This window comes from Bradyrhizobium sp. BWC-3-1 (genome assembly GCF_032917965.1).
GTDB classification, from domain to species: Bacteria; Pseudomonadota; Alphaproteobacteria; order Rhizobiales; family Xanthobacteraceae; genus Bradyrhizobium; species Bradyrhizobium canariense_D.
Genome location: NZ_CP136625.1, coordinates 677,583 through 697,130 on the forward strand (window position 1 = coordinate 677,583; position 19,548 = coordinate 697,130).

Genomic DNA, 19,548 nt, shown 5'->3' on the forward strand with positions numbered 1-19,548 from the left:
TTCATTTCAGCCGATGGCTCCATCGCAACAGGCGAAATCGTCCAAATCCGCCCGTGGCTTGCTGACCGGGCTGGTCGTCGGCGTCTGCGCGCTCGCTGCTGCGCCGTCCGCGCAGGCGCAGGCCCCGGCCAAGCAGCCCCCAACGGCGCCGCAAGCCTCACCTCAGGTCGCGCCGCAAGCCGCCCCGCAGGCGGTGCCGGGTTTCTGGGACCCGCGGCGGCGGCCGGAGCGGCCGGACCTGTCGCGCCTGACCGTGATCCGTTTCCTGACCGAGACCGACTATCCGCCGTTCAATTACACCGGCGCCGACGGCAATCCGGCCGGCTTCAACGTCGACTTCGCGCGTGCGCTGTGCGAGGAGATCAAGGTCACTTGCACGGTGCAGATGCGGCGCTTCGAGACGCTGGTCGATGCGCTCTCCTCCAACCGGGGCGATGCCATCATCGCCTCGATGGCGGTGAGTCCGCAGCTCCGCGCCCGGGTCGACTTCACCGATCCCTATTACCGCGTGCCTGCGCGCTTTGCTTCGCGCAAGGACGCGGTGATGCCGGAGATCCGGCCCGAATATCTCGAAGGCAAGAAGGTCGGCGTCATCTCCGGCTCCGCGCATGAGGCCTATCTCAAGGCCCTGTTCACCGACGCCGAGCTGCACCCCTATCCCAACGACGACGCTATGCGCGGCGCCTTGCGCAAGGGCGAGGTCGATTTCATCTTCGGCGACGCCATCGCGCTCGCGTTCTGGATCAACGGCACGGATTCCGGCGATTGCTGCGCCTTCTCCGGCGGCCCCTTCGTCGAGAGCCGTTTCTTCGGCGAGGGCATTGGCATCGCCGTGCGCAAGGGCAACGACGTGCTGCGCCAGGCCCTGAACTGGGCGATGTTCCGCGTCTGGGAGAAGGGCCGCTACACCGATCTGTGGCTGCGGTATTTCTCGGTGAGCCCGTTCTAGTCCCAGGCGCCGTTGCCAATTCCTCATCCTGACGAGCTTGCGTAGCAAGCGTCTCGAAGGATGACGGCCCCGCTGGTGGCCGGGCCCTTCGAGACCCGCGCTTCGCGGGCACCTCAGGATGAGCATATGTCGTATCCGCGACACCGGCGCATTAACCGTCCGCTCATCCTTTTCGTCAAAATAGCACCGCTCTGGCCGCAGCGTCGCTCGCGGAGCGGCCTTCCGCGTGGTGAAATCGAGCTTCGGCTTCGAGTGGTGTGATGCGTAACATAATGATCTTCGCGGCGATCATGATCGGCCTCGGCACCTTCATGGCGCAGATGGCGGACAGGATGAGCTCCGCCTCGGCGACGTCGGTGCCGCGTACGGTCGCAGTCGCGTCCACCGCGGCGGCCGGCGGCCGCAGCCTCAACATCCCCCGCGACGGCCGCGGCCACTTCCAAACCGAGGGCCGGATCGAAGGCCAGCGCATCGGCTTCATGGTCGACACCGGCGCCTCCGTGGTCGCGCTGAACGAGACCTCGGCCGCCCGCTTCGGCCTGCGTCCCTCGCGCAGCGATTACAACGCCACCGTCTCCACCGCCAACGGCACCATCAAGGCCGCGCGCACTCGCATCGCCATGCTCGATGTCGGCGGCCTAATCGTGCGCGACGTCGATGCCATGGTGCTGCCCGACGAAGCACTGTCCGAGAACCTGCTCGGTCTCTCCTTCCTCTCCCGCCTCAGGCGCTTCGAATACGCCAACGGTCAGATGGTGCTGGAGCAGTAAAGGTCCTCCCAAAGGCGACGGCGACACATATTTCAAGAAAATCTCTATTTCGATCGCTCTCGCGGACAGATTTCCCCGTTACCAAACTGCCGCAATTATCATCCATAAGCTGCCATTCCCGCCTTCCGCTGCAGCCCGGCATTCGCTAAGGCTGCATCAAATCCTGGCTCTTTTTCACGAGACCGTCTCAATGCTCCCCAAGCCGAAATCCGTGTTGCTGCCCAACACCTATGCCTTCGAATCCGAGCCGATGGTGAAGGCCACGGGCTTTCGCGAATACGACGCGCGCTGGCTGTTCCAGAAGGAAATCAACCTGATGGGAATCCAGGCGCTCGGCATGGGGCTGGGCGCGCTGATCGCAGAACTCGGCGTCAGCCAGGAGATCGTCACCGGTCATGATTTCCGCGGCTATTCGGCCTCGATCAAATATGCGCTGATCTCCGGCCTGATGGCAGCAGGCTGCAAGGTGCACGACATTGGGCTCGCGGTGACGCCGATGGCCTATTTCGCGCAGTTCGACCTCGACGTGCCCTGCTGCGCCATGGTCACGGCCTCACACAACGACAATGGCTGGACCGGCGTGAAGATGGGCGCCAACCGCCCGCTGACCTTCGGTCCCGACGAGATGACGCGGCTGAAGGAGATCGTGCTGGGCGCCGAGTTCAAGAACAAGGCCGGCGGCTCCTATCAATTCCACGAGAATTATCCGGCGCGCTACATCGCCGATCTCACCAGCCGCCCGAAGCTCAAGCGCAAGCTCAAGGTCGTCGCGGCCTGCGGCAACGGTACCGCCGGCGCATTCGCGCCGCAGGTGCTGGAGGCGATCGGCTGCGAGGTGATCCCGCTCGACACCGAGCTCGACCACACCTTCCCGAAATACAATCCGAACCCCGAAGACATGGAGATGCTGCACGCGATCCGCGACGCGGTGCTGCAGCACAAGGCCGATGTGGGTCTCGGCTTCGATGGCGACGGCGATCGCTGCGGCGTCGTCGACAACACCGGCGAGGAGATCTTTGCCGACAAGGTCGGCGTGATGCTGGCGCGCGACATGTCCGCGATCCACAAGGACGCGCAGTTCATCGTCGACGTGAAGTCGACCGGCCTGTTCATCACCGATCCGGTGCTGCAGAAGCAGGGTGCAAAAACCACCTACTGGAAGACCGGCCATTCCTACATGAAGCGCCGCACCCATGAGACGGGTGCGCTCGCCGGCTTCGAGAAGTCCGGCCACTTCTTCTTCAACAAGCCGTATGGACGCGGCTATGACGACGGTCTCGTCTCGGCGCTGGCGATCTGCGATATGCTTGACCGCGCCCCCGGCAAGTCGATGGCCGATCTCAAGAACGCGCTGCCGAAGACCTGGTCGTCGCCGACGATGTCGCCGCATTGCGCCGACGAGACCAAATACGGCGTCATCGACAAGGTGGTAAAGCACTTCGAGGCCTTGCAGGCCAAGGGCGCCAAGATCGGCGGCCAGTCGATCCGCGATCTCGTCACCGTCAACGGCGTCCGCGTCACGGTCGAGGACGGCAGCTGGGGCCTGGTGCGTGCCTCCTCCAACAAGCCCGAGCTCGTTGTCGTGGTCGAGAGCCCGGTCTCCGAGCAGCGCATGCACGACATGTTCGAGATGGTGAACAGCGTGCTGCGCATCCATCCCGAAGTCGGCGAGTACAATCAGAAGATTTGAGGCGCGAGGCTAGTCTCACCTGCTGTCGTGCCCCGGCTAGACCGGGGCATCCAGTACGCCGCGGCTTATCCGTACCCCATCATCGTCTCTGGAATACTGGATCGCCCGGTCAAGCGGGGCGACGACAGTTTGCGTGTGGTGAGCCTTAAGCCGCAACCACAGCCGGGATCGGCAGCGCGGTGACCGACTTGATCTTCTCCATCGCGAAGCGCGAGGTGACGTTCTTCAGCGGCACGGCGCTGATCAGTTTCTTGTAGAACACGTCATAGGCCTGCATGTCTGCGACGACGACGCGCAGCATGTAATCGACGTCGCCGGCCATGCGATAGAACTCCATCACCTCAGGCATGGCGCTGACGGCGTCGGCGAACCTCTTGAGCCAGGCGTCGGAATGGTCGGAGCTCTCGACCGACACGAACACGGAGATGCCGAGCCCGATCTTGTTCTGGTCGACCAGCGCCACCCGCTTGGTAATCACGCCGTCGGCCTCCAAGCGCTGGATGCGCTTCCAGCAGGGGGTCGAGGACAGGCCGACGCGGTCGCCAATCTCGGCGACGGAGAGGGAGGCATCGTCCTGCAGCACCATCAGAATCTTGCGGTCGATGGCGTCGAGGCGGCGGCTGGTCTCGGGGAGTGGGACGGCGAGATCGGTCATTTGAAGAACTTTGTTCCATTTCAAGGGACGTTTTCCCTGATATAGAGAAAATCTTTCTATAGCAAGTCTATAATCTTGGCGCCCGCTCCAACGTCGCCGCCGGCGACATGCTCAAAAGCTCTTCAACTTCAACGCGTTGCGGGGCGGCCAGGCCGCCACCATGACGGGTGCATTTCAGCGCCGCGGCGGCCGCGGCGAATCGCAGCGCCTGCCGCACGCCGCCACCTTCGGCGAAGCGAAGCGTGAAGGCGCCATGGAAGACGTCGCCGGCGCCGAGCGTATCGACGGCCTGAACCGGGAAGGCCGGCGTCTGCTCCAATGCGCCGGTCTCGTTCAGCCAGATCGTGCCATACGGACCGCGGGTGGCGGCGAGGAAGGCGGGCGTGAGCGCGGCCAGGCGCTTCAATGCCGCGCCGTCATCGGGGATGCCGGCTGTCTCCTGCAACTGGTCACTGGCGAACAGCAGATGCGAGGCGGTCGCGAGCAGGCCGTCCTGCAACGACATCGCGCGATCGACGCCGACGACGACGGCAATGCCGCGCCGGCGTGCCTCGGTGCAGAGGTCCGTGCAGAACGCGGCGCAGCGGCTTTCGACGAGAACCGCCCGGCAATCGGCGAGCAGCCTGTCGGCGTCGGGCAGCTCGACTGTCCACAGGGCCGGATCGCGATAGATCGTGAGCGTTCGCTCGCCCGCCGCGTCAATGATGATGGCAGAGACGGGCGTGCTCGCATCAGGTATGCGCACGATATGGCTCGTGTCGATATTTTCGGATGTCATGCGGTCGAGAATGAAGCCGCTCGACGTCTCCTGCGCATCGCCCATCGGACCTGCGAACGCGACGCGGCCACCAAGCCGCGCGATAGCGATCGCGGCATTGAGCGCATTGCCGCCGCAAATCTCCGCGAGATGGCTGGCATTCGCCTTGCTGCCGCGCGCGGGCACGGTTTCGACTCGAAAGGTCAGATCGCGCACGGGAATGCCGATGCAGAGAATGCGCGGCGCGATCCCTGGTGCAGCCATCTCCGTCTCAGCTCTTGTCGTGCACCCAGCGGCCGAGCAGGTGATGCGCAATCGCAAACGGATGCGGGCCGGCGAGCCCGTCAGGATGCGTCCGCGTCAGCATCAAGGCCGCCTCCTCGCGCGTGAACCAGCGCGCATCCTCCAACTCGGAGTGATCGACGACGATGTCCTCGCTCACCGCCCGCGCGCTGCACCCGATCATCAGCGACGACGGATAGGGCCAGGGCTGGGTCATGTAATATTGCACCTCGGTGCAGCGAATCCCGGATTCTTCGAAAATCTCGCGGCGCACCGCGTCCTCGATGGTTTCGGCGGCCTCGACGAAGCCGGCGAGGCAGGAATACATGCCCGGCGGAAACTGCTTCTGGCGGCCGAGCAGGCATTTGTCGCCGGCGGCGACGTGCATGATCACGACAGGGTCGGTGCGCGGGAAATGCTCGGCCTTGCAACTCGGGCACTCCCGCTTCCAGCCGCCTTCCTTCATCGCGGTACGCGTGCCGCAATTGGCGCAATAGCCGTGGCGCTGATGCCAGCTCACCATCGACTTCGCCATCGCGATCGCCGACAGCTCCTGTGGCGGCACCGCGCCCTGCATCGCCATGCCGCGCAGCTCGCTGAGGGCGTAGTCCTCGCGCCCGATCAGCTTCTCGGACGCGGCCTGCGACAGGCCCATCCCGAACATCGCGGCGCCGCCGCGCAAGCCTAAGAAGATCGTGCCGGGATTGGCGCCGCATTTCAACGCCTCGTCGATTCCGAGCAGCGCGCGCACTTTGTCGCCCTCGCGCTTCACCAGCAGTGAGTCGCGATAGACCACATAGGCGCGCGACGACGGCTTCTGCTCCATCGCGAACAGCTTTTCGTCGTCGCGGCGCAGATGCGCGGCGCGGTCGAGAATGTTGGTGACGAAGGCGGGTTGTCCCAGTGGAAACGAGTCGAATGCTGACATTTCTTGTTCTTTCAACCCAACCAGATCTTGCGGCGAAGCGCGCTGATGAAACTCTGCACCTCGGTGGCGTCGTGCGCCAAGGGCTGCATCACGCCCCAGACCGGCCGCGGCCAGGCGGCGTCACTGGTGCGGCGCGCGATGATGTGGACGTGAAGCTGCGGCACGAGGTTGCCGAGTGCCGCGATGTTGAGCTTGTCGCATTGGGTGATCTCCTTCAGCGCGCGCGAGACGCGGGAGATCTCCGTCATCAATTGCGCCTGCTGCACCTCGTCGAGGTCGATGATCTCCACCGCGTCGGCGCGTCGCGGCACCAGCAGCAGCCAGGGATAATGCGCGTCCTTGATGACCAAGACCTTGCACAGCGGCAAATCGCCGATGTCGATAGTGTCCTCTTTCAGGCGGGAGTGCAGCGACCAGGCGGGTTCGGACATAAAGGTTTCCGGATGGCCCGATGGGATCGGGCATGGCGGGGCGGAACCCCTGAATATTTGCTGCGACCATACGATACGGAATCTGATTGGGGAAGGATGGCGCTCCGCAGAGGCGGCATACGCGATCGTCGTCCTGGACAAGCGCAGCGCCGATCCAGGACCCATTACCATCGGATTGGGTTTGGCGAAGATTCGGGGTTACCGACCTCGTGCCGCAACTTCTCTTTGGGGCAATGGGTCCTGGCTTTCGCCAGGACGACGGTGGGGGCGTGCCTTTACCCCTCCGCCAACACCCGCGCATTGGCGCGGACCGAGGCTTCGCTGACGCGGATGCCGAGGCCGGCACCGTCCGGCACCACGACGTGGCCGCCGCGATTGGCGACGCGCTCTTCCAGCACGTCCTCGGTCAGCACATGATGCGGCATGTAGAATTCGCAGCCGAGCGAGATGCCCGGCGTCGCGGCGATCAGCTGCGTGCCGGCGGCAAGCCCGATGCCGCCCTCCCACAGCGTGCCGCCATAGCCGGGCAGGCCCGCGATGTCAGCGATCGCCATGATCGCCTGCGCCTCGAACAGGCCGCCGGCCTTCATCAGCTTGATCGAGACGGCATCTGCCGCCTCGCGGCGCACCACCTCCATCATGTCGCGGCGGTCGAAACAGCTTTCGTCGGCGAGCACCGGCGTTTCCAGCGCCGCGGTGAGCTGCGCCATCACGTCGAGAAATTTGCGCGGCACCGGCTGCTCGATGAAGGTCGGCGCAAACTGCTCGATATCGCGCAGGATTTTGATGGCGCCGAACGGCGCCAGCGCCTGGTTGTAATCGACGCGTAGATCGACCTTGTCGCCGAATTCTTTCCGGATCGCCGCGAGATGATCGAGATCCTCGCGATGCGGCTTCACGCCGGTCTTGACCTTGTAGATCAAATTGCCGTCCGGAACCATCTTCCGCATGCGTTCGAGATCGGCGGCGAAATCCGGATCGGCGATCGAGAACGACAGCGGGATCGTGTCGCGTACGCGGCCGCCGAGCAGGTCGGCGACCGAAAGTCCCGACGACTTGCCGACGATGTCGAGCAGCGCCATTTCGATCGCGACCTTGGCTTCGGCATGTCCGACCAGCGCGCGATCGAGCTCGGCCATCAGTGCGCGAATGCGGCGCACCGGCTTGCCGAGTACGATTGGTCGCAAATAGATGTCGAGCGCGGCGAACGCCGCTTCCGGCGTTCCCGTGAACACTTCCCATGGTGCCGCCTCGCCCCAGCCGATCACGCCGTCGCTCGACGTGAGCTCGAGCAGCACGCGCTTCACCGTACCCTTGACGTTGCCGACACCCTGGAGGCGCGCCATCTTGATCGGGCTCTCGATCAGGAACAGCCTGAGACGTTCGATGGTGGCTTCGGTCATGTCAGGCCTCCATTGACGTGCCAGACCTGGCCGGTGACGTAGGATGCTTTTGGGGATGCCAGGAAGGCGATGATCTCGGCGACTTCCTCCGGTCGCCCGCGGCGGCCCATCGGAATCAGCGCCTCGGTCGCGGCGATCTGCTCGGGTGTAAGCCGGCTTTCGCTGGGCTTGTCCTTGACGATCAGGCCCGGCGCGACGGCGTTGACGGTGATGCCCTCCCTGGCGAGTTCGACTGCGGTGAGCCGCACCAGCGCTTCGAGCGCGGAGCGGCTCGCGGCCGTCGCTGCAAAGGGCGCGAACTCCGGCCGGATCGTGTGAGCGACGAACGACGACACCGCCACGATCCGCGAATCTCGCCCTGCACGCAGCAGCGGCAGCGCGGCGTCCACCAACCGTGTGAACGCCAGCGCCGATTCGTCCATTGCCTTGCGGAACTGATCCGCCGGCGTACCGATGGCGCTGCCGCGCCGGGCATGGCCGCCGACCAGGATCAATCCGTCGAGCCGGCCGAAGGCACGTTGCGTAGCGGCGACGGCGTCGGTGGCCGCGGTCTCCTCGGCGAGATCGCCGAGGCATTTTGCGACGATCGCGCCTTGCGCTTCGGCTTCCGCCGCCGTGGCGTCGAGGCCGGCTGCGTTGGAGCGCGTGTGCAGCAGCAGCGCAGTGCCGGGCCCCGCGAGCAGTTTTGCGGTGGCGCGGCCGATGCCGCTGGCGGCGCCGGTGACGAGATAGACGCGATCGATTTCGGACATCACGATGCCGTTGTAACCGGCGGCAGCGCGCCGGTGCGGTGGAAATGGCTGAGGAACGCGCGCGTCGCTCCTTCCTGCGGATTGTCGATCACCTGTCGCGCCGGGCCTTCCTCGACCACGACGCCGTCGCGCATGAAGATCAGACGGTCGGCGACTTCGCGGGCAAAGGCGATCTCGTGGGTGACGATCACCATGGTCATGCCCTCCGACGCCAGCTGCTGCATGACGTTCAAGACCTCGCCGACAAGCTCGGGATCGAGCGCGGAGGTGACCTCGTCGAACAGCATCACGTCCGGCTCCATGGCGAGCGCCCGCGCAATCGCGACGCGCTGCTTCTGTCCGCCGGAGAGCGTTGCCGGATATTGGTCGGCCTTCTCTGCAAGGCCCACCTTCGCGAGTTGGGCCCGCGCCAGCTTCTCGGCGTCCGCCTTGGCCATGCGCCGCACCGTGACCGGTCCCTCCATCACGTTCTGCAGCATCGTCATGTGCGGGAACAGATTAAAATGCTGGAACACCATGCCGGTGGTGGTACGGAATTTGGCCAGCGTCTTCACATCGGGGAGCTTCGTACCCTCGCCGAACGAAAAGCGGGTGTCGCCGACGCGAACGCTGCCGCCGTCGGGCGTCACCAGGAGGTTGATGCAGCGGAGCAGCATCGACTTGCCGGAGCCGGACGGGCCGATCAGCGCCACGACGCCGCCCTTCGCGACATCCAGGCTGATGCTCTTCAAAACCTCGTTGCTGCCAAAGCTTTTGCGCAGCGCCCGGATCTCGATCTTGGAAGAGGTGTCGCTCATTCGCCGACCGCCAGTCGCTTCTCGCCGCGCCGGACCATGATGGTCAGGGGGATCAGGATCGCCGCATAGGCGACCGCGACGGCGGTGTAGGTTTCCAGCGGACGGTAGCTGTCATGGGCGGCGACCTGGCTCTGATAGACCAGATCAGGCACCGCCAGCACCGAGACCAGCGAGGTGTTCTTGAACTGGATGATCGACTGGTTCATCAGCGCCGGGATCATGCGCTTGATCGCCTGCGGCAGCACGATGCGCCGCATGCTCTGTCCCGGGGTCATACCGAGCGCGGCACCGGCTTCGGACTGGCCGCGGTCGATCGAGATGATGCCGCCGCGGATGATCTCCGAATAGAACGAGCCGCCGTAGAGCGAGAGCGCCAGTGCGGAAGCCGTGATCGGCGTCATCTCGACACCGGCCAGGATCGGCAGCGCGTAATAGAACCAGATCAGCTGCACCAGGATCGGCGTGCAGCGGAACGCCTCGATGAAAGTCAGCGCGAGCAGGCGCACCGCGCGAAAGCGCGACAGGGTACCGAACGCGCCGAACAGGCCGAAGACGAGGCCGAGCACGACGATAACCACGGTGAAGCCTACGGTGACGCCGAGCCCGTTGAGAAAGAGCCAGCGATAGCTCCAGAGGATGCCGAAGTCCCACTGATACATGCGTGTGTTACTCGTCGAACGCCTTGACCGCCGGCATTGTCGTCCGGGGCGATGCGAAGCATCGAGCCCGGAATCTCGAGATTCCGGGTTCGCCCTTTGGGCGCCCCGGAATGACAGTGGAAGACTACAGCGAAACGCCCGGCGGAATGTCCGCCTCGGTCACGCCCACCAGCTCCATGTTGGTGATGATGGCGTTGCGAATGAAGCCGAGGCCCTTGTTGAAGTCGATCCAGGTGTTGACGTAGTCGCGCCAGGTCTTGTCGGTCTCGCGGCGGAAGCCGGCGTTCGACGTGGTAGCAAAGATCGGCGTCGGCAGCACGAACTGGCCCAGCGAGGGATTTTTCTTCAGCACCGTGAGCGACAGCATGGTGATCAGGCACTGCGCGTCGACGCGGCCGGTCTGGAGCGCGGCGGTGGCGTCGTCGGCGGTCTTCAGCCGCGAGATCTGCGCCTTCGGCGTCAGGCGGCTCACGACCTGGTCGTGCGAGGAGCCCTGGTCGACCGCGATCTTGACGTCGGGCGAGTTCAGCTCGGCCCAGCTCTTCGGCTTGAAGTCCTTCTTGCAGAGGATGCCGAAGGCGTTGTTGAAGACCGGCACCGAGAAGTCGACCACCAGCGCGCGCTTCGGGGTCGGGTTGAGGCCGAAGAAGATGTCGATCTTGTTGGACTGGAGGTCGAGCACCGAATTGCCCCAGGTGGTCTCGGTGATCTCGAGCTCGGCCTCCATGTCCTCGGCGAGCGCCTTGGCGATGTCGACGTAAAAGCCTTTCCACTGGCCGGTCGAAAGATCCTTCATGTAATAGGGCGCGCCGCCGCCGACCGCGCCGATCCGCATCTTCTTGGTGCGGCGGATGCGGGCGAAGGTCGATTCGTTGGTATCGACGGTCTGCGCCACGGCAGGGGAGGCCAGCGTCGCCGCGCCAATCGCGCCAAGTCCGACAATCGATGCAACATCACGACGTGTAACCATTGGGATCAATCGCTTTTCTGTTGGAAGAAGTTCCGGCAGCGTTCTTACCAAGGCGCCTCCGGCAGTGAAAGCACAGCCTATCGGCTGGGCAGACCAGGAATTGCCCGGATGCTGGGCAAGCCACCATGAAGCCGCGCCTGTTCAAGCCGATACCCGCTTGCTTTCCGGTCCTTTTGGCCCCAAATAGGGGCCGGGAGATTGGCGGTGGACGAGCCACTCGCCAACCGGGTCAGGTCCGGAAGGAAGCAGCCCTAACGAGGTCCGGATCGGGTCGCTCGTCAGTCTCCTACCTGTTTTTTCCGAGCGAATTGCGCCGGCGGCTCGGGCCGCCAGCGCGCTCCTTTCCGCAAAGCCGGCCGAAAGACACTTCATTGCGGATCGACCGATGACCGACGCTGGCGCCCCTCCCAACCCTGAAAGCGCCGGCCGGGCCAGCACGCCCTACCGGGTGCTGGCGCGGAAATACCGTCCTTCCTCATTCGACGATCTGATCGGCCAGGAAGCCGTGGTCCGCACCGTCTCAAATGCATTCGAGACCGGTCGCATTCCGCAGGCCTGGATCCTCACCGGCGTCCGCGGGGTCGGCAAGACCACCACTGCGCGCATCCTTGCCCGCGCGCTCAACTACGAGATGCCGGATGGCTCGGTGAAGGGCCCGACGGTCCAGATGCCGACGCTCGGCGTGCATTGCCAGGCCATCATGGAAAGCCGGCACATGGACGTGCTGGAGATGGACGCGGCCTCGCACACCGGCGTCGACGACGTCCGTCAGATCAATGACAGCGTCCGCTACGCGCCGGCCAGCGCCCGCTACAAGGTCTACATCATCGACGAAGTCCACATGCTGTCGACGGCGGCGTTCAACGCCTTCCTGAAGACGCTGGAGGAACCGCCGGAGCACGCCAAGTTCGTGTTCGCAACGACCGAGATCCGCAAGGTTCCGGTCACGGTGCTGTCGCGCTGCCAGCGTTTTGACCTGCGCCGCGTCGAGGCCGACGTGCTGATGAAGCATCTGGCCAACATCGCGGCCAAGGAAAACGTCGAGATCGCGCCCGAAGCACTAGGTATCATCGCGCGCGCCGCGGAAGGCTCGGTGCGCGATTCGCTCTCGCTGCTCGATCAGGCGATCGCGCATGCGGCAGGCACCGTGAAGGCCGATGCCGTCAGGCAGATGCTGGGGCTCGCCGACCGCACCCGTGTCATCGATCTTTTCGATTCCCTTGCGCGCGGCGACATCGCGTCCGCGTTTAGGGAGTTCCGCGACCAGTACGACGTCGGCGCCGATCCGATCGTCGTGCTCTCGGATCTCGCCGAATTCGTCAATTTCGTCACCCGCGTGAAGATCGTGCCGGCGACCGCCGACAACGTCGCCTATGGCGAGACCGAGCGCGTGCGCGCGCGCGATTTCGCCTCGAAGATCTCGATGCGCGTGCTGTCGCGGATGTGGCAGATGCTGCTCAAGGGCATCACCGAGGTGCAGGCCGCGACGCGGCCCGCCGCAGCCGCCGAGATGGTGCTGGTGCGCATCGCCTATGTCGCCGACCTGCCGACGCCGGACGAAGCGATCAAGATGCTGGAGCAGAACGGCGGCGTCGGCTCGTCGGTCCTGAGCGGCGGCAGTGCCGCGCACAACGCGCCGGCCGGGCCGGTGGCGTCCGCGGCTCCCGTTCGCATGCCGAATTCGTCACCGTCCTCGTTCGGCGGCGGTGGTGCCCGTCCGCAGATGGCAACGCCCGCGCCGGATCCGCAAGCTGCCGCGCCCGTGTTGCGCGTCACGAGCTTCACCCAGCTCGTTGCCCTGGCCGGGCAGAAGCGCGACCTCCTGACCAAGGGCGCGCTCGAAGGCGACATGCGCCTCGTTCGTTTCGAGGAGGGCCGGCTGGAAGTCGCGCTCGAGCCAAACGCCTCCAAGACCATGATTTCCGATCTCGCGCGAAAATTCGAGCTCTGGACCGGGCGCCGCTGGACCGTGATCGTCTCCAACGAGCCGGGCCAGCCGACGCTGCGCTCGGTGAGCCAGGCGGCCAAGCAGGAACGTGCGCGCACCGCCGAGGCCGATCCGCGCGTGCGCGAGGTGCTGTCGCGGTTTCCGGGTGCGAAGGTCGTCGAGGTCCGCAGGCTTGCCCCCGAGGCGCCGGAATCCGATATTAACGCCGACTATGGCAGTGACGATCCGCCCGACGGTTCCGACGGCGACGATCTCTAGAGCCAATTTTCCAAGGACAACACCGATGGTCGATATTTTCGGCATGATGAAGCAGGCGCAGCAGCTGCAATCCAAGATGCAGGAGATGCAGGACCAACTCGCCAACGTCGAGGTCGAGGGCATCTCCGGCGGCGGTCTCGTCGCCGTGCGCATGACCGCGAAGATGGACGTCAAGGGCGTCAAGATCGATCCTTCGCTGATGAAGGCGGAAGAGCGCGAGGTGCTCGAGGATCTGCTCGTCACCGCGTTCGGCGAGGCCCGCCGCAAGGCGGAAGCCGCCATGCAGGAGAAGATGCAGTCGCTCACCGGCGGGCTCGGCCTGCCGCCGGGGCTGTCGGGGCTGTTCGGCCAGTAGGATGGGCGCTGTTGCGGGTCCTGAAATCGAGCGGCTGGTCCAGCTTCTCGCGCGGCTGCCGGGCCTCGGTCCGCGCTCGGCGCGGCGCGCCGCGTTGCATCTGATCAAGAAGCGCGAAGCGCTGATGATACCGCTGTCCTCGGCCATGCAGGTCGCACTCGAGAAGGTCCAGGTCTGTAAGACCTGCGGCAACATCGACACGCAAAGTCCCTGCACGGTCTGCACCGATCCGAGGCGCGACCCCTCGATCATCGTCGTCGTCGCCGACGTTGCCGATCTCTGGGCGCTGGAGCGGGCCAATGCCACTCAAGGGCGCTATCACGTGCTGGGCGCGACATTGTCGCCGCTCGACGGCGTGGGCCCGCAGGACCTCACCATCGAGGCGCTGGTCGCGCGCGCGCATGAGGCGCAGGTGCATGAGGTCATCCTGGCGCTGAATGCCACCGTCGACGGCCAGACCACGGCACACTACATCACCGACCTGCTTCAGGACGCCAACGTAAAAGTAACCCGGCTCGCCCATGGTGTGCCGGTCGGCGGCGAGCTTGATTATCTCGATGAAGGTACGCTATCGGCCGCGATGCGGCAGCGCACCCTGTTCTAGCCATCCAGACTTACGGAACGGACGACATGACGAAACTTTTCGCCACACGATGGGCTTTGGTCGCGACGCTGACGATGCTGGCGACGCCGGCCATCTCCGCGCAACAGGACGACGGGGCTCCGCCGCCGTCGAAGCCCGGCAAGCCGATCAATGCCGGGGAGGTGCTGTCGGGCGAGCTGAACACGATGAAAGTGCGCGACGTCAAGAACGTCGGCAAGCGGGTTGCGACCTACCAGATCACCTCCGAGCCGCGCCGGCTGCCGCCGCCGAGCGGGCTGTGCAATCTCGAGACCGGACCCGAAACCTTCCAGCTCGTTCCCAGCGGCGATGCGCAGGCCGCACAGCTGAAGACGTTCGCCGGCAAGGAGATCTCGGTCAAGGTCGACGAGATCGCCTGCGCCAGCGATCCCGGCCAGATGAGCGAGGCCGTGATCACGAAATGGAGCCTGATCAAGAAGCAGTAGGGGGCGCCCCGTTTGCCCGCCACACATATAAGCGCATCTGTTTTTCGTCATGCCCGGGCTCGTCCCGGGCATCCACGTTCTTGGCGCCGCGTAGCAAGGCGTGGATGGCCGGGACAAGCCCGGCCATGACGACGTTGCGTTAAACCCGCACCGGCCCCAGCGCATCAAAATGCCCGCGCTTCTGCAACCAGGCCAGCAGCACCAGGCTCGGGATCGCCACCAGCATGCAGATCACGAAGAACAGCGGCCAGCCGGTGGTATCAGCCACGAAGCCGGCGCCTGACGAGAGATAGGTCCGCCCCACCGCGGCAAGCGCGGTGAGCAGCGCATATTGCGTCGCCGTGTGCAGCGGGTTCTGGCAGAGCGCCGAAAGATAGGCGACGAAGATCACCGTGCCGATGGCGCTGGTGAAGTTCTCACAGGTGATGGCGAAGGCGAGCGCCCATTGGCTGGTGCCGACGAAGGCCAGCCAGGAGAAGGAGAGGTTCGCGAGCGCCTGCACCACGCCGCCGATCCAGAGGCTGGTCGCAAGCGAATAGCGCCGCGCGACGAAGCCGCCGGCAAAGCCGCCGATCAGAGTCGCAGCAAGGCCCACGCCCTTCACGATCGCCGCATAGTCGTTGCGGGAGAAGCCGAGGTCGATCACGAACGGCGCGGTCATCGTGCCGGAAAAGGCGTCGGTGAACTTGAACAGCACGACGAAGGCGAGTGCCGCAAGCGCGTCCTTGCGCGTCAGGAATTCCGAGAAGGCGCCGATTGCCGCGTGCAGCACGCGCGCGAGCGCGGTCTGCGTCTGCGTCGCGGCTTCCGCCCGCAATGACTGCTCGGGCTCGGTCGCGACCAGCGCCGTGATCGTCCCGATCAGGACCATCGCCGCCATCACCACATAGCCCCACATCCAGGCGGACGTGCGGGTGATGCCGGTGCTCTCGAAGCCGGAGACGATGAACAGCGCGCCGGCGGTCGAGACCAGCATGCCGATGCGATAGGCCGCGACATAGGACGCCATGCCGGCGGCCTGCTCGCTCTCCGGCAGGCTCTCGACGCGGAAGGCGTCGACCACGATGTCCTGCGTCGACGAGGCCGTCGCCACCAGCAATGCGCCGAGCGCGACGTAGAACGGCGAGCGCGCGGGATCGGTCAGCGCCAGCAGCAGGATCGCTGCGATCAGCAGCAATTGCGAGAACAGCAGCCAGCCGCGGCGCCGCCCGAAGGCGCGCGTGAACAGCGGCACATGCATCGCATCGACCAGCGGCGCCCAAAGGAATTTCAGCGTGTAGGGCGTGCCGACCAGCGCAAACAGCCCGATGGTCTTGAGATCGACGCCGGATTCCCGCATCCACACCAGCAGCGTCGAGCCCGACAGCGCCAGCGGCAGCCCGGACGAGAAACCGAGGAACAGCACGATCAGCACCCGCGGCTGCAGGTAAACGGCAAGGCTGTCACGCCAAGAGGTGGGGGCCGTGCCGGGGCCGGCAGGGGAGGTCGCGTCGGGTGCGGTCATGGGGTGGTGTTAGCAGATTCTGAGAGCCACAAGTGAGGTGTCGTCGCCCGGCTTGACCGGGCGACCCAGTATTCCAGAGGCCGGAGTTATGGAGGGCCCGCGATCTCCGCATAGAGATCGTTTCAATCGGGATTATCCTTCTCGATCAGCGCAATCTTCCAGGCGCGCGTCCATTTTTTCAGGCGCTTCTCGCGTTTTATCGCATTCTCGGGATCATCGAATTGCTCGAAATAGACTAGCTTCACAACGCCCTATTCCTTCGTGAAGCTCTCGACTAACTGCAATTTGTGTTCGGCCACACGGCGGATGAGATCGTTCGTTACGCCAATGTAGAGCGTGTCGCCCATCTTGCTGGCGAGAATGTACACGTAGTAGCAGCGCCCGCCCATCTGCCGTCTCTGGGATACTGGGTCGCCCGGTCAAGCCGGCGACGACAGTGTGTTCTATATTCTACTCCCCCGCCTGGAGCTTCCTCGGGAACAACTCGGCAGCGCCGGTCGCCACGAGATGCGGGGCTTCGGGGGCATCGCTCTTGCTGAAATCGAGCTCTTCGATGCGCCCCGCGCGCTTCTCGATCTTGTCGGCGGAGATCAGGATCTGGCGGACGTCCTCGTTCGCGTCGGCAAAGTGCTTCTGCAATTTCAGCACGCGATCGCGCAGGCGGCCGAGGTCGTCGCCGAGCTTGATCACTTCGGTCTGGATCTGGTCGGCGGCATCGCGCATGCGCGCGTCCTTCATGATCTGCTGCATCACCTGGATCGCCAGCATCAGCAGCGACGGCGACACCAGCACGACACGGGCGCGATACGCCTTCTGGATCACGTCGTCGAAACCGTCGTGGATCTCGGCGTAGACCGATTCCGACGGCACGAACATCAACGCCATTTCCTGGGTCTCGCCGGCGACGAGATATTTTTCGGCGATGTCGCTGACATGCTTCATCACGTCACCGCGCAGCCGCTGCGTGGCGATGCGCTTTTCCTCATCGGTGCGTGCATCATGCAGCGCGGTCATCGCCTCCAGCGGAAATTTCGCGTCGATGCAGAGCGGACGCTGGTCGGGCAGGAACACGACGCAGTCCGGACGCTTGCCGGTCGAGAGCGTGAACTGGAACTCGTAGGCGCCCTTCGGCAGACCGTCCTGGACGATCGCTTCCATCCGCGCCTGACCGAAGGCGCCGCGCGACTGCTTGTTGGCGAGCACGTCGCGCAGGGTCGTCACCTGCGTGGTGAGGTCGGTGAGGTTCTTGTGTGCGCTGTCGATGATGCCGAGCCGCTCGTGCAGCGCGTGCAGGCTCTCCATGGTGTTGCGGGTCGAGTGCTCCATGGACTGGCCGACGCGGTGGGTCACCGAATCCAGCCGCTCGTTGACCGCGCGCGCCATGTCGGCCTGGCGGCCGGCCAGCGTCTGGGTCATGGCGTCGACTCGCCCCGCAGCCTCGCTCTGGGCGTGCAGCATCTGGCTGATGCGCTCCTCGAGCTCGTCGGCGCGGATGGCGTTGGCCATCGCGAGTTCCGCGCCGCGCCGCCCTGACCGCGCGATCACGACGGCAATCACGAGCAGCAGGATAAGGACCAGGGCGCCGAAGCCGATCAGCGCGTCCACGGTGCGCACCGGCCAGTCGCCAAGCATGAAAATGACCTCGTTCATGCCCCTGCTTCTAGCCGATTCGCTTCGAGACACGAACGAATAGCGAACATTTATGGTAAATGCTCTGTTAATTTTTATGGTTAACGAAACCTGAAGTTTTATGGTTAGCGGAGGGTTAACGGGGTTCCCGGCCGCATTGACCGCATCGAACGCGCGGCTTAAATCGCGGCCATGGCCCTCAGAGAAATCATCATCCTGCCCGACAAGCAGCTGCGTCTGGTCTCCAAGCCGATCGAGAAGGTCACGCCGGAGATCCGCAAGCTTGCCGACGACATGTTCGAGACCATGTACGACGCGCCCGGCATCGGGCTCGCGGCGATCCAGATCGCGCAGCCGTTGCGGCTGATCACCATGGACCTCGCCAAGCCCGACCAGGACGGCGAGACCAAGCCCGAGCCGCGCGTCTTCATCAATCCGGAAATCATCGCCTCTTCGGAGGACCTGTCGGTCTACGAGGAAGGCTGCCTGTCGATCCCCGAATATTACGAGGAGGTCGAGCGCCCTGCGAAGGTGCGGGTGCGCTACACCGATCTCGACGGCAAGGTGCACGAGGAGGACGCCGAAGGCCTCTACGCCACCTGCATCCAACACGAGATCGACCATCTCAACGGCGTGCTGTTCGTCGACTATCTGTCAAAGCTCAAGCGCGACCGCGTGCTGAAGAAGTTCGAGAAAGCCGCCAAGCGCGCGGAGTGAGGTTCTCTGTCGATGCCCCTCCGCCTGATCTTCATGGGCACGCCCGATTTCTCCGTGCCGACGCTGCTCGAGCTCGTCGCGCATGGCCACGAGATCGCGGCCGTGTACACGCGCGCGCCGAAGCCCGGCGGACGGCGCGGGCTGCAATTGCAGCCGACCCCGGTGGAAGAGGCTGCGCGAAAGCTCGGTGTGCCCGTGCTGACGCCGAAGACTTTGAAAACGCCGGAGGCGCTGGAAGAATTTCGCGCCTTTGACGCCGATGCGGCCGTCGTCGTCGCCTATGGCATGATCCTGCCGCAGGCGATCCTCGATGCGCCGAAGCTCGGCTGCTACAACCTGCACGCCTCGCTGCTGCCACGCTGGCGCGGTGCCGCTCCCATCAACCGCGCGATCATGGCCGGCGATGCCGAGAGCGGCGTGATGGTGATGAAGATGGATGTTGGCCTCGACACCGGCGACGTCGCCATGGCGGAACGGCTCGCGATCACGGACAACATGACCGCGCTCGATCTGCACGATCGTCTGTCGCGGCTCGGTGCCGATCTGATGGTGCGCGCCATGGCCGCGCTGGCCCGCGGTGGGCTTCAGCTGAAGCAGCAGAGCGAGGACGGCGTCACCTATGCCGCCAAGATCGACAAGGCCGAGGCGCGGATCGACTGGACCAGGCCCGCGCGCGAGGTGCTGCGCCATATCCACGGCCTGTCGCCGTTTCCCGGCGCCTGGGCCGAACTTGAGAATGCGCGGGTCAAGATCCTGCGCTGCGAGCTGGCGAAAGGCACGGGCGCACCCGGCGAGGTGCTCGACGATCACCTCACCATCGCCTGCGGCGAGGGTGCAATCCGTCTGATCGAGCTCCAGCGCGAAGGCAAGGCACGCATGCAGGCCGCGGACTTCCTGCGCGGCGTGCCGTTGAAGACCGGCGCCAAATTCACCTGACGCTGTCATACCCCGCGAGGGCGGGGTATCCAGTACGCCGAGGCTTCTCGGTCGAACGGATAGGCTGCGGAGTACTGGATTGCCCGGTCG

Annotated in this window: 20 protein-coding genes, 1 other RNA gene and 1 pseudogene; 10 read left to right on the plus strand and 12 right to left on the minus strand. The window is 64.9% G+C overall.

The window, feature by feature from the left end; all coding sequences use genetic code 11:
* Positions 1-13 precede the first annotated feature (13 nt).
* The 3 genes from RX329_RS03230 to RX329_RS03240 all read left to right on the plus strand — a co-directional run bounded on the left by RX329_RS03230 (position 14) and on the right by RX329_RS03240 (position 3,409).
* On the plus strand, positions 14-949 hold the full coding sequence (locus RX329_RS03230) for a transporter substrate-binding domain-containing protein (protein ID WP_085351597.1): 936 nt from the start codon (positions 14-16) through the stop codon (positions 947-949).
* Positions 950-1,209: 260 nt separating this feature from the next.
* Positions 1,210-1,719, plus strand: a complete 510-nt coding sequence (locus tag RX329_RS03235; RefSeq protein WP_026232438.1) for a TIGR02281 family clan AA aspartic protease — start codon at positions 1,210-1,212, stop codon at positions 1,717-1,719.
* Between the two features lie 190 nt (positions 1,720-1,909).
* Positions 1,910-3,409 carry a phosphomannomutase/phosphoglucomutase gene (locus tag RX329_RS03240; RefSeq protein ID WP_317245503.1) on the plus strand — a complete coding sequence of 500 codons (1,500 nt, stop codon included), beginning with the start codon at positions 1,910-1,912 and terminating at the stop codon, positions 3,407-3,409.
* A 145-nt stretch (positions 3,410-3,554) separates the two neighbouring features.
* Here RX329_RS03240 and RX329_RS03245 read toward each other — a convergent pair whose 3' ends face one another.
* From RX329_RS03245 to RX329_RS03285, 9 genes are all read right to left on the minus strand, one after another.
* Positions 3,555-4,064, minus strand: coding sequence for an Lrp/AsnC family transcriptional regulator (locus RX329_RS03245; RefSeq protein ID WP_018453007.1), 510 nt, complete (start codon positions 4,062-4,064; stop codon positions 3,555-3,557).
* Between the two features lie 67 nt (positions 4,065-4,131).
* Positions 4,132-5,085: a sugar kinase gene (locus RX329_RS03250; RefSeq protein ID WP_085358797.1), complete on the minus strand. Its 954-nt coding sequence runs from the start codon at positions 5,083-5,085 to the stop codon at positions 4,132-4,134.
* A 7-nt stretch (positions 5,086-5,092) separates the two neighbouring features.
* Complete coding sequence (gene nudC / locus RX329_RS03255) at positions 5,093-6,031, minus strand: NAD(+) diphosphatase (protein WP_018453009.1); 939 nt, start codon at positions 6,029-6,031, stop codon at positions 5,093-5,095.
* 11 nt (positions 6,032-6,042) lie between these two features.
* Complete coding sequence (locus RX329_RS03260) at positions 6,043-6,462, minus strand: HIT domain-containing protein (RefSeq protein WP_018453010.1); 420 nt, start codon at positions 6,460-6,462, stop codon at positions 6,043-6,045.
* 275 nt (positions 6,463-6,737) lie between these two features.
* Positions 6,738-7,865 (minus strand): muconate cycloisomerase family protein, encoded by a 1,128-nt coding sequence (locus tag RX329_RS03265; RefSeq protein ID WP_085358795.1) that lies wholly within the window; start codon positions 7,863-7,865, stop codon positions 6,738-6,740.
* A complete protein-coding gene (locus RX329_RS03270; RefSeq protein WP_085358793.1) occupies positions 7,862-8,617 on the minus strand; it encodes an SDR family NAD(P)-dependent oxidoreductase in 756 nt (251 codons plus the stop codon). Before RX329_RS03270 ends, RX329_RS03265 begins: the two co-directional genes overlap by 4 nt.
* Entirely contained in the window at positions 8,617-9,414 is a 798-nt protein-coding gene (locus RX329_RS03275) for an amino acid ABC transporter ATP-binding protein (protein ID WP_317245504.1), read from the minus strand. Before RX329_RS03275 ends, RX329_RS03270 begins: the two co-directional genes overlap by 1 nt.
* Positions 9,411-10,073 (minus strand): amino acid ABC transporter permease, encoded by a 663-nt coding sequence (locus RX329_RS03280; RefSeq protein ID WP_018453014.1) that lies wholly within the window; start codon positions 10,071-10,073, stop codon positions 9,411-9,413. Before RX329_RS03280 ends, RX329_RS03275 begins: the two co-directional genes overlap by 4 nt.
* A gap of 124 nt (positions 10,074-10,197) precedes the next feature.
* A complete protein-coding gene (locus tag RX329_RS03285) occupies positions 10,198-11,043 on the minus strand; it encodes a transporter substrate-binding domain-containing protein (protein ID WP_085351589.1) in 846 nt (281 codons plus the stop codon).
* A 193-nt stretch (positions 11,044-11,236) separates the two neighbouring features.
* On the opposite strand from RX329_RS03285, the gene ffs reads away from it, so the two are divergent.
* From ffs to RX329_RS03310, 5 genes are all read left to right on the plus strand, one after another.
* An RNA gene (gene ffs, locus RX329_RS03290) (signal recognition particle sRNA small type) lies at positions 11,237-11,333 on the plus strand.
* Positions 11,334-11,428: 95 nt separating this feature from the next.
* On the plus strand, positions 11,429-13,249 hold the full coding sequence (locus RX329_RS03295) for a DNA polymerase III subunit gamma/tau (RefSeq protein ID WP_085358790.1): 1,821 nt from the start codon (positions 11,429-11,431) through the stop codon (positions 13,247-13,249).
* A 25-nt stretch (positions 13,250-13,274) separates the two neighbouring features.
* Positions 13,275-13,604: a YbaB/EbfC family nucleoid-associated protein gene (locus RX329_RS03300; protein ID WP_007597704.1), complete on the plus strand. Its 330-nt coding sequence runs from the start codon at positions 13,275-13,277 to the stop codon at positions 13,602-13,604.
* Position 13,605: 1 nt separating this feature from the next.
* Positions 13,606-14,208, plus strand: coding sequence for a recombination mediator RecR (gene recR / locus RX329_RS03305; protein ID WP_018453017.1), 603 nt, complete (start codon positions 13,606-13,608; stop codon positions 14,206-14,208).
* 26 nt (positions 14,209-14,234) lie between these two features.
* Complete coding sequence (locus RX329_RS03310; RefSeq protein WP_007597700.1) at positions 14,235-14,672, plus strand: hypothetical protein; 438 nt, start codon at positions 14,235-14,237, stop codon at positions 14,670-14,672.
* A 139-nt stretch (positions 14,673-14,811) separates the two neighbouring features.
* On the opposite strand, the gene RX329_RS03315 is transcribed toward RX329_RS03310, so the two are convergent.
* From RX329_RS03315 to RX329_RS03325, 3 genes and pseudogenes are all read right to left on the minus strand, one after another.
* The gene (locus RX329_RS03315) at positions 14,812-16,176 is read right to left on the minus strand and encodes an AmpG family muropeptide MFS transporter (RefSeq protein ID WP_018453019.1); all 1,365 of its coding nucleotides are present in this window, start codon (positions 16,174-16,176) and stop codon (positions 14,812-14,814) included.
* A gap of 122 nt (positions 16,177-16,298) precedes the next feature.
* Positions 16,299-16,565, minus strand: a pseudogene (locus tag RX329_RS03320) (GIY-YIG nuclease family protein).
* Positions 16,566-16,626: 61 nt separating this feature from the next.
* Positions 16,627-17,826 (minus strand): DNA recombination protein RmuC, encoded by a 1,200-nt coding sequence (locus RX329_RS03325; RefSeq protein ID WP_085383584.1) that lies wholly within the window; start codon positions 17,824-17,826, stop codon positions 16,627-16,629.
* A gap of 171 nt (positions 17,827-17,997) precedes the next feature.
* On the opposite strand from RX329_RS03325, the gene def reads away from it, so the two are divergent.
* Both def and fmt read left to right on the plus strand, forming a co-directional pair.
* Entirely contained in the window at positions 17,998-18,522 is a 525-nt protein-coding gene (def, locus tag RX329_RS03330; RefSeq protein WP_007597693.1) for a peptide deformylase, read from the plus strand.
* A gap of 12 nt (positions 18,523-18,534) precedes the next feature.
* Positions 18,535-19,458, plus strand: a complete 924-nt coding sequence (fmt, locus tag RX329_RS03335; protein ID WP_018453023.1) for a methionyl-tRNA formyltransferase — start codon at positions 18,535-18,537, stop codon at positions 19,456-19,458.
* Positions 19,459-19,548 lie beyond the last annotated feature (90 nt).